Raw genomic sequence first — 8,449 nt, 5'->3', positions numbered from 1 at the left:
CCAGCTTGAAATAGGTGAACGAGGCCCGGTAGATCCAGTGCACTATGGTGATGGTGCTGTTGAAGGGGCCGCCGCGGGTCATCACAAAAAACTGCTCAAAGGCCAGAAAACTGCCTATCACCGACATGGTCAGCGCCAGCGCAAAGGTGCGCCGCATCAGCGGGACAGTGATGTAGCGGATTTGCCCCCACCAGGTGGCACCGTCCAGCTTGGCGGCTTCGTACAGGTCTTGCGGAATGGCCTGCATGCCCACCAGCAGAATCACCATGGTGAAGCCCGCCGCCTTCCATAGCACCATCACCACAATAGAAGCCAGCGCGCTGCTGGTTTCGCCCAGCCACAGCACGGGCTCGTCGATCACGCCCAGGTCCATCAGCACTGCGCTGAAAATGCCCACCTGGTCGTTGAACATCCAGGTCCACAGCAGGCTGGCCGATGTCATGCCGATCACTACCGGCAAGAAGAACGCGGTGCGGAATACGCCCACAAAGCGCACCTTGCGGTGCACCAGCAGCGCCAGTCCAAACGCAAACAGAAAGATGGCGGGCGTGACCACCAGGGTGTAGGTGGCGGTGAAGCCCAGGCTGCTCCAGAACGACTTGTCCTGCAGCAGGTCCAGGTAGTTTTGCAGCCCGGCAAAGCTGGGTTGCCCCAGCAGCGGCCACTGGTTAAGCGACATCCATACCGTCATCAGCAGGGGCACCAAAAAGAACACTGTAGTGACCGCCAGGCAAGGCAGGATGAACCAGTAACCGGCACGCTGGCGCGGCGGAATTTTCCGAAAGAAGGCAAACATAGCGTGGATGTGGAAAGGGGGGCGGCTGGCGACACGGCCCCAGGCCATGCCGCTAGATAACTATCAGGGCGCGGCCAAAATCTTGCGGAAAGAGACCTGCGCATCCTTGATGGCCACGTCTACCCCTTTGCCAAACACCGCCTCCTGGATCATCGCCAGCCAGGGGCCGTTCGGGTCGTTGATCAACTGGTTGAACTTGGCGGAGTAGGGCGTGCGCCCGGCCTGCATGGCGGCAGAGGCCATGGCAAAGCGGGCGTCTTGCTTGCTGTAGGAGTTGTCGGCCAGGTCGGAGCGCACGGGGATGCTGCCGTTCTTGGCAAACTGCTCCACCTGTACCTCTTCGGACAGCGCCCATTGGATGAACTCCCAGGCTTCCTTTTTGTGCTTGGACGCGGCGGGAATAGCGATGGAGTCACCGCCTGCGAAGCTGGACGTGCCGCCCTTGTCACCGGGCAGCGGTGCCACACCAAAGTCAATTTCAGGGTGTTCCTTTTTCAACAGGCCAATCGCAAAAGCGCCGGTGCCGACCATGCCGATCTTGCCGGTGAAGAAGGGGCTGATGAAGTTGGCACCGTTGTCCGTCTTGGCGCCCCCGGGCATGGCGCCGTCGGTCCACAGGCGGCGGTACATGGACAAGGTGTTGCGCAGGGCTGGGTTGTCTAGTGTTTCCTGCTTGCCGTCGGCCGACAAAATGTCGCCGCCCGAGGCCCAGACATAGGGTGTCAGCGTGAAGATGTTGCAGCCGCCGCAAGCGCCCGAGAAGTAAAAGCCCTTCACGCCCTTGCCCAGGGCCGCAATCTTGCGCGCGGCAGCCTCCAGCTCGGCCATGGTTTTGGGGGGCTTTTCGGCATCCAGACCCGCGCGTTTGAACAAAGCCTTGTTGTACAGCAGCAAGGAACTTTCGGCGCTGAAGGGCACGGCAAACTGCTTGCCATCGTACTTGGCCAGCCGCACATGGGAGGGCGACAAGGTCTTGGCAAAGGGCAGCGCATTGGCATCGGCCGTCACGTCGCTGAGCTGGCCTGCCGCGGCAAAGGCGGGTACAAAAATCAGGTCGATCGCCACCACGTCCGGGGCCGCGCCACCGGCCACCGCAGTGCCAAATTTGGTGACAAAGTCGTCGTTGGGGATAACGGTCAGCACCGCCTTGCTGGCGTGGCTGGCGTTCCATGTCTTGACCATGGGCTCCACGAAACCGGCATCGGAGGCACGGATCCAGAAGCTGAACTCCTGGGCGGTTTGCGCCTGGGCGCTGGAAAACAGCAGGCCGGCCGCCACGGCCACGGCCCACTGTTTGGCCTGGGTTGAAATTCGCATTTTTTGTCTCCTGTTTGGTTTTTAGCAGGGGTGGCCCAAGAACACGTTCTAAGGGCTCGCCCTGTGTCTCTGCGGATACTTTCGTTCCGGCTTAGCACGCTTTTCCCGACATTTTTACCGAGCCACCTTCGATGGCCGGTAACGCTTTCAGGTACACCGATGTTGACAGCAAGAACGGCCTGCAGCAAGATGACAAACCCAAGACAAAACAGGACAAATCCGACTTATTTGTATGGCCGACTCCGCACTTTCCCTAGCTTTTAACCTGGCGATCCAAGCCACCAACGGCGGCATGTTCGTGTCGCGCGGGGTAGGCCAGCACCCGCGCCGTTCTATCGACTCGTTTGAGCTGATCTACGTCAAGCGCGGGGTGCTGGGCATTGAAGAAGAAGGGCAAGCGTTCAACGTGCGGGCTGAAGAAACCCTGCTGCTGTGGCCGGGCAAAGAGCATGGCGGCACCAGCCCCTTTCCGCCCGATTTGCAGTTCTTTTGGGCCCACTTTGTGCTGGCCGATGGCGCAGCCGCCACCGAGCTGGCGCTGTCGGTGCCACAGCATGCGCTGGTGCGGCGGCCCGAGCAGATGAGCAGCCTGTTTCGGCGCTTGCTGAACGAGCAAGAGCTGCTGGGCGAGCGCCAGGTGCCCATGAGCCTGATGCTGATGCTGATCTTGTGGGAGGTCACGCATTCGCGCGCAGCGGGCAGCGGCCAGGATGGCTCGGGTGCCGTGCTGGCAGGCCGCGCCGATGCCTTGATACGTACCGGTTTTGCCAGCCCCATGAGTGCGTCTACTCTGGCCACGCAACTAGGCTGCAATGGCGACTATCTGGGCCGGGTGTTTCGCAGCATCTACCGCTGTACGCTGACCGAGGCCATCCACACCCGGCGCATCCAGCGGGCCAGCGCGCTGCTGTCCGAAGGCAAAACTTCCATCGATAGGGTGGCCACCGAGTGCGGCTTTGAGGACGCGGGTTACTTTCGGCGGCTGTTCAAGCGCGCCACTGGCATGAGCCCGCAGGCCTATCGGCGTCTGCACGTGCGGGTCCACACCAATACGGACTAAATCGGGGATTGTCGTAGGTGGCGTAAGCGGTGGAAGCTATGTAATTTGTAGCATTTGAATATCTTTGTGGCCTGTAATGTCGTCCAAGACGGGTGTCCAGCCGTTGTACAAAGATATTTACAGCTCTGTGAAAGCGCCATGTTTCTATCCCCACTTCGTATTCTTCGCACCGCTGCGGTGCTGCTGCTGGCCACTGCAGGCATGGCCCAGGCCCAAAACGTCTACCTGAACGGCACCGTGGGCGGCAGCGTGGCCCCCGGTGTGTACGGCCAAATTACCTTTGGCAATAACCCGCCGCCGCCGGTGCTGTATGCCCAGCCGGTCATCATCCAGCGCGCTCCTGTGCTGCCGCCCCCGCTGTACCTGTATGTGCCACCGGGCCATTCCAAAAACTGGCGCCGCTACTGCGCACGCTACAACGCCTGCGGTCGGCCGGTGTATTTTGTGCAGGTGAACGAGCGCAACCGTTGGTGGGCACAGCCGCACGGCGGTCCACGCCCCGACCACGACCGGCGTGACGAGCGCGGTGACCGGGGCCATGGCCGCGGCCACGATGACCACGGACGTCACAACGACCACGGCCGCGATGACCGAGGCCCCGGCCATCGGCAGTTTGACAACTAAAACCGCCTCTGGCGCATACAGAATATGCGCTAGCAGCTACTGATTCTGTAGCGCTAGGCTGGGGCCACTCTAAAACCCTGCCAGCACCACCTTGCCGTGGGCCTTGCCGCTTTCAATCAGGGCGTGGGCCTGGCGCAGGTTGGCGGCGTTGATGCTGCCAAAGCTGCTGCTCAAGGTAGAGCGGATGCGCCCCGCGTCCACCAGGGCGGCCACCTCGGCCAGCAACCTGCCCTGCTCGGCCATGTCGGGGGTTTCAAACATCGAGCGGGTGAACATCAGCTCCCAGTGCAGCGACAGCGCCTTGGACTTGAGCGGCATCACGTCTAGCACCGGCATATCGTCGATCAGGCCCAGGCGACCCTGCGGCTTCAGGCTGGCGATGATTTGCGTGAAATGCTGCTGCGTCTGGGTCAGGCTGGCGACCAGATCGACCGGGCCAAAGCCTCCCGTGGCCAGGGCGCTGGCCAGCGGCTGGCTGTGGTCGATCACCGCGTGCGCACCCAGGTCCAGGCACCACTGCCGGGTTTCGGGGCGCGACGCGGTGGCAATCACCCGCAGTTGGGTGAGTTGCCGTGCCAGTTGGATGAGGATGGAGCCCACGCCGCCCGCACCGCCCACTACCAGCAGCGTTTGTCCTGCGCCACCGCCTTGGGGCACGCCCAGCCGGTCGAACAGCAGCTCGTAGGCGGTGATGGTGGTCAGCGGCAGCGCGGCGGCCTGCGCGTCGCTCAGGCTGGCGGGCGCGCGGGCGACGATGCGCTCGTCCACCGCATGCAGTTCGCTGTTGGCACCGGGGCGGATGATGGAGCCCGCGTAGTACACGCGCTCGCCCACCTGGAAGTTGGCCACGCCGGAGCCGATGGCCTCCACAGTGCCCACCGCGTCCCAGCCCAGCACTTTGGCCTGCCCCGCAGCGGGTGCGGTGTTTTTACGGACCTTGGTGTCCACCGGGTTGACGGAAATGGCTTGCACACGCACCAGCAGGTCGCGCGGCATCGGCACCGGCGCGGGCAACTCCAGGTCGAGCAGCGACTCGGGGTGGCTTATCGGCAAATTGCTGTGGTATCCAATGGCTTTCATAGCGTGTCCTTTTTACGATGCAGCGACTGTAGAACGACAAGCCCGTATTGATAAGATGGCTGGGAATGGAATCACTTTCAAATGAAAATTGAAAATGTGGCGGATCTGCAGGTGCTGGTCCACACTGCCCGTGGCGGCACCCTGACGGCGGCGGCCCAGGCGCTGGGCATCACCCCGGCGGCAGCCAGCGCCACCCTCAAGCGGCTGGAAACCCAGCTGGGCTCGCGCCTGTTTGAGCGCTCCACCCGGGCCATGCGGCTCACGCCCCAGGGCCAGATCCTGCTGGACTACGCCCAGCGCGCGTTCGATCTGCTGGCCGAGGGCGAAAGCCTGGTGGCGGCCGACCGGGGCGCGCTGGTCGGCACCGTGCGGGTGGCCGCGCCCTCCGACCTGACCCGCAACGTGCTGCTGCCCTGGCTGGGCGAATTCCAGGCCCTGCACCCCGGCTTGCACCTGGCGCTGTCGGTGGGCGACAGGCCGCTGGACGTGACACGCGACGAGGTGGATGTAGCGCTGCGCTACGGCACGCTGGCCGATTCACGCCTGGTCGCCCGCTTGCTGGCGCAAAACCGCCCCATGCTGTGGGCATTGCCCGCGTACCTGGCGCAGCACGGCACGCCCGCCACGCCACAAGACCTGCTGCAGCACAACTGCATCACCTTCGTGCGGGGGGGGCCGCCAGCACCGGCGCTGGCGTTTTGCCTTGCACGGCCAATGGACGGAGGTGCGCGTGCAGGGCGACCGCAGCGTGGACGATGCGTCTCTGGCCCGGCAATGGGCGCTGGCGGGGGCGGGCATCATCTTCAAGTCGGCCCTGGACGTGCGCCAGGAAATGGCCAACGGCAGCCTGGTGCCGCTATTGCCCGCCTGGGACACCGAGCCCTATCCGCTGCACGCCCTGCTGCCCAGCGGCCGCTTTGTGCCCAGCCGGGTGCGGGCACTGGTGGATTTTTTGGCGCTCCAATTCACGCGCTTGCTGGCCCCTGCGGACTGATTATTTTTCGACCTGAACCGAGGCTCCGGTGGCATAAAACTGCCCACCGGCCACGTAATGCAGGGTGCGCAGCGCGTCGGGCGCGGTGTCGAAGTGCCAGCGGCCGTCGCTGAACACGCGCTCGTCGGCCCAGGCGGCCAGCACTTCGGCGATGAACAGGTCGTACTGGCCCTGGTTGTGCGGCTCGGGCAGCACCCGGCATTCCAGCCAGGCCACGCAGCCCTGCACCAGCGGCGCGGCGATTTGGCTGGCGGCAAAGGTGGTGATGCCGTGCTGGGCCAGTTTGGCCGGTACCGTGCGGGCGCTGTCGGTGCCCACGGCCAGGGTTTGCGCGGCCATGGCCACGCAGGGGATGTTTAGTGCAAAGGTCCCGCTGGCTTCCACCAGTTGCCGCGTCAGCGTGGCCTTGTCGATCACCACCATCAGCTTGGGCGGGTCGAAGTCCAGCGGCATGGCCCAGGCGGCGGCCATCACGTTGCTGGTGTCGCCGTGGGCCGACGACACCAGCACCACGGGGCCGTGGTTCATCAACCGGTAGGCTTTGGCGAGGGGGACGGGAATGCAGTGGTCGGGAAAAGTCATGGCCGCACTTTAGCCCACAGGCTTCTTGGGGCCAGGCCATGGGCACCCAAAGTCTGCCCTACCAAGGGTTTACCCATTTGCTATTAAAAAAAGAGCTTCTAGCGCAGGTGCGACCTGCGCTAGAAGCTCTTTTTATGCTTGAATTTTTAAGCGTAGGTATTGAGCTGCGTGCCCAGGCTACCGCTGGTGGCCAGCGCGGGGGCGGCTGCGGGTTGGGGGATGGACTCGATCAGCGCCTGCGCCGCCAAGGCCTGCGCGTCCAAGGCTTTTTTCAGCACCCGGATGTTCAGGCTGTCAGAGGCGGGGGCTTGGGCATCCGCGGTAGCGGATTGCACGGCGGCGGTGCTGGCGATGTTCATGGCGTGTCTCCTGGCAATACAGACTTATCGGCCTTTCCGGGCTGGACTTGAGGGTCAGTGCAGCAGTTTGATGGCGGCTATCGCCACCCAGCCCAGCACAAAGTTCAACACCACCAGCGTGTGGATTTGCCCGGCCGCTTTGGCCGCCAAGGGCCATTCGGCCGCTGCCACTGCGCGTTTGAACTTGGCGAATCCGGCAAAGTTGATGTGCCCAAAGGCCAGCACCATCACCACGCCCAGGACCGCCATCACCGTCCAGCCCAGCGGTGCATGGCCACCGGCAGCTTTCATGCCGCTGCCAAACAGATGGCCGCCCGTGGCCAGCAGCACCACGATGGCGCCCAGCACCAGCCGGAAAAACCGCTGCCACACCTGCACCATCAGCCGGGCGCGGGGCTGCGCCTCCAGCGCCAGCAGGGCGGCGGGCCGTAGCGCAAACAGCATGAAGGTCATGCCGCCCATCCAGACAATGGCCGCAGCAAGGTGGAGGAATGTGAGGATGTCGACCATGGCGTCTTTCGTGGGGTTATTTGGTGCGCGCCGGGCCGGGCGGCTTAGGGGCTTGCAGCAAGAGGGGGTTGGCCTGGTACGCGCCCAATGGCAGCACCATGCGGGTCAGGGGAACATCGACTTTTTCGGCGGGCACCACGCCGTCTTTTTCCTTCAGCCGCACAAACAGGCCTTTGCGGCTGATGTGCACATGGCTGACGGTATGGGGCTTGCCCTCAAACTTCACACCGGTGCCCGGTTTGTAGAGCGCAATCCACATCGCTGGTGGGGTGTCTTGCTCTGGCGCAGCTTCGGCAGGCGCGGCCACTATGGCCGCACTGGGGGCGGGCGCTACCGCTGTGCGGGCCACGCCTGTGCCAGGCGTAACCGCCGGGGGTGGCGTGTCGAACAGGGAGTCAAAGTCGTCGCTCAACTGCGGCTTTCTTTTACGGGTGGTTGTGTAGAGGGCGAGTGGGGTATCGCCAGCGGGCTGGGTGCAAATGCTGCAATTTGCATAGCAAATTACACAAGCAGTAAGCGCGCTGACGTTGAATCTAACACGCAAACGCTTTGGTTGCCCGGCCTGCAGGGTTAAACTGCTAGCCCCTCACTGTCTTCCTGCCTGACGCTCCCCCCATGCCCTTTGCCTCCCTGGGACTTGCTCCCGCCTTGCTGCGCGCCGTGCGCGAACAGGGCTTTACCGCGCCCACCGCCATCCAGACATCGGCTATTCCGGCCATCGTGCGCGGGGCAGATGTGTGGGCCGCAGCGCCCACCGGCTCGGGCAAAACCGCGGCTTTCGCCTTGCCCCTGTTGCAGCGCCTGCTTGACGCGCCACGCCCCGACGGCAAACGCCGCCCCCGCGTGCTGGTGCTGGTGCCCACGCGCGAGCTGGCAGCCCAGGTGGCCGAGGTGTTCCGTGGCCTGGCCCAGCATTTGCCGCAGCCTCTGAAAATTGCGGTGATTTTTGGCGGCGTGTCCATCAACCCGCAAATGATGGGCCTGCGCGGCGGAGCCGACATCGTGGTGGCCACGCCGGGCCGCTTGCTCGATCTGGTGGACCACAACGCGCTCCAACTCTCCCATGTGGCCGCGCTGGTGCTGGACGAGGCCGACCGCCTGCTGGACCTGGGCTTTGCCGACGAGCT

At 63.9% G+C, this 8,449-nt stretch carries 11 protein-coding genes and 1 pseudogene; 5 read left to right on the top strand and 7 right to left on the bottom strand.

Features of this window, described 5'->3' with window-relative positions:
- Together ABI213_RS21720 and ABI213_RS21715 are read right to left on the bottom strand one after the other, a co-directional pair.
- The coding region (locus tag ABI213_RS21720) for a sugar ABC transporter permease (RefSeq protein ID WP_348028610.1) at positions 1 to 796 on the bottom strand (796 nt) is incomplete at its 3' end.
- A 63-nt stretch (positions 797 to 859) separates the two neighbouring features.
- Positions 860 to 2,113, bottom strand: a complete 1,254-nt coding sequence (locus ABI213_RS21715) for a sugar ABC transporter substrate-binding protein (RefSeq protein WP_348007813.1) — start codon at positions 2,111 to 2,113, stop codon at positions 860 to 862.
- A gap of 232 nt (positions 2,114 to 2,345) precedes the next feature.
- Here ABI213_RS21715 and ABI213_RS21710 point away from each other — a divergent pair, with 232 nt between their 5' ends.
- Complete coding sequence (locus tag ABI213_RS21710) at positions 2,346 to 3,173, top strand: AraC family transcriptional regulator (RefSeq protein ID WP_348007814.1); 828 nt, start codon at positions 2,346 to 2,348, stop codon at positions 3,171 to 3,173.
- A gap of 138 nt (positions 3,174 to 3,311) precedes the next feature.
- Positions 3,312 to 3,797 carry a hypothetical protein gene (locus ABI213_RS21705; protein ID WP_348007815.1) on the top strand — a complete coding sequence of 162 codons (486 nt, stop codon included), beginning with the start codon at positions 3,312 to 3,314 and terminating at the stop codon, positions 3,795 to 3,797.
- 69 nt (positions 3,798 to 3,866) lie between these two features.
- Here ABI213_RS21705 and ABI213_RS21700 read toward each other — a convergent pair whose 3' ends face one another.
- On the bottom strand, positions 3,867 to 4,877 hold the full coding sequence (locus ABI213_RS21700) for a zinc-binding alcohol dehydrogenase family protein (RefSeq protein WP_348007816.1): 1,011 nt from the start codon (positions 4,875 to 4,877) through the stop codon (positions 3,867 to 3,869).
- A gap of 81 nt (positions 4,878 to 4,958) precedes the next feature.
- Here ABI213_RS21700 and ABI213_RS21695 point away from each other — a divergent pair.
- Positions 4,959 to 5,495: pseudogene (locus tag ABI213_RS21695) on the top strand (LysR family transcriptional regulator); the annotation flags it as partial.
- A gap of 106 nt (positions 5,496 to 5,601) precedes the next feature.
- On the top strand, positions 5,602 to 5,871 hold the full coding sequence (locus ABI213_RS21690) for a LysR substrate-binding domain-containing protein (protein WP_348028612.1): 270 nt from the start codon (positions 5,602 to 5,604) through the stop codon (positions 5,869 to 5,871).
- Here the strand turns inward: ABI213_RS21690 and ABI213_RS21685 are convergent, their stop codons facing one another.
- The 4 genes from ABI213_RS21685 to ABI213_RS21670 form a co-directional block, all read right to left on the bottom strand.
- Complete coding sequence (locus tag ABI213_RS21685) at positions 5,872 to 6,453, bottom strand: flavin reductase family protein (protein ID WP_348007817.1); 582 nt, start codon at positions 6,451 to 6,453, stop codon at positions 5,872 to 5,874.
- 146 nt (positions 6,454 to 6,599) lie between these two features.
- On the bottom strand, positions 6,600 to 6,812 hold the full coding sequence (locus ABI213_RS21680) for a putative motility protein (protein ID WP_348007818.1): 213 nt from the start codon (positions 6,810 to 6,812) through the stop codon (positions 6,600 to 6,602).
- A gap of 54 nt (positions 6,813 to 6,866) precedes the next feature.
- Positions 6,867 to 7,322, bottom strand: coding sequence for a hypothetical protein (locus ABI213_RS21675; RefSeq protein WP_348007819.1), 456 nt, complete (start codon positions 7,320 to 7,322; stop codon positions 6,867 to 6,869).
- Between the two features lie 16 nt (positions 7,323 to 7,338).
- A complete protein-coding gene (locus tag ABI213_RS21670) occupies positions 7,339 to 7,734 on the bottom strand; it encodes a hypothetical protein (protein ID WP_348007820.1) in 396 nt (131 codons plus the stop codon).
- A gap of 203 nt (positions 7,735 to 7,937) precedes the next feature.
- Here ABI213_RS21670 and ABI213_RS21665 point away from each other — a divergent pair.
- The coding region (locus ABI213_RS21665; RefSeq protein WP_348028608.1) for a DEAD/DEAH box helicase at positions 7,938 to 8,449 on the top strand (512 nt) is incomplete at its 3' end.

It is taken from the genome of Rhodoferax sp. (assembly GCF_039922535.1).
Classification (GTDB): domain Bacteria; phylum Pseudomonadota; class Gammaproteobacteria; order Burkholderiales; family Burkholderiaceae_C; genus Rhodoferax_B.
Note: the sequence above shows the minus strand (reverse complement) of the source record. Positions and strands in the feature narration are given on the sequence as shown.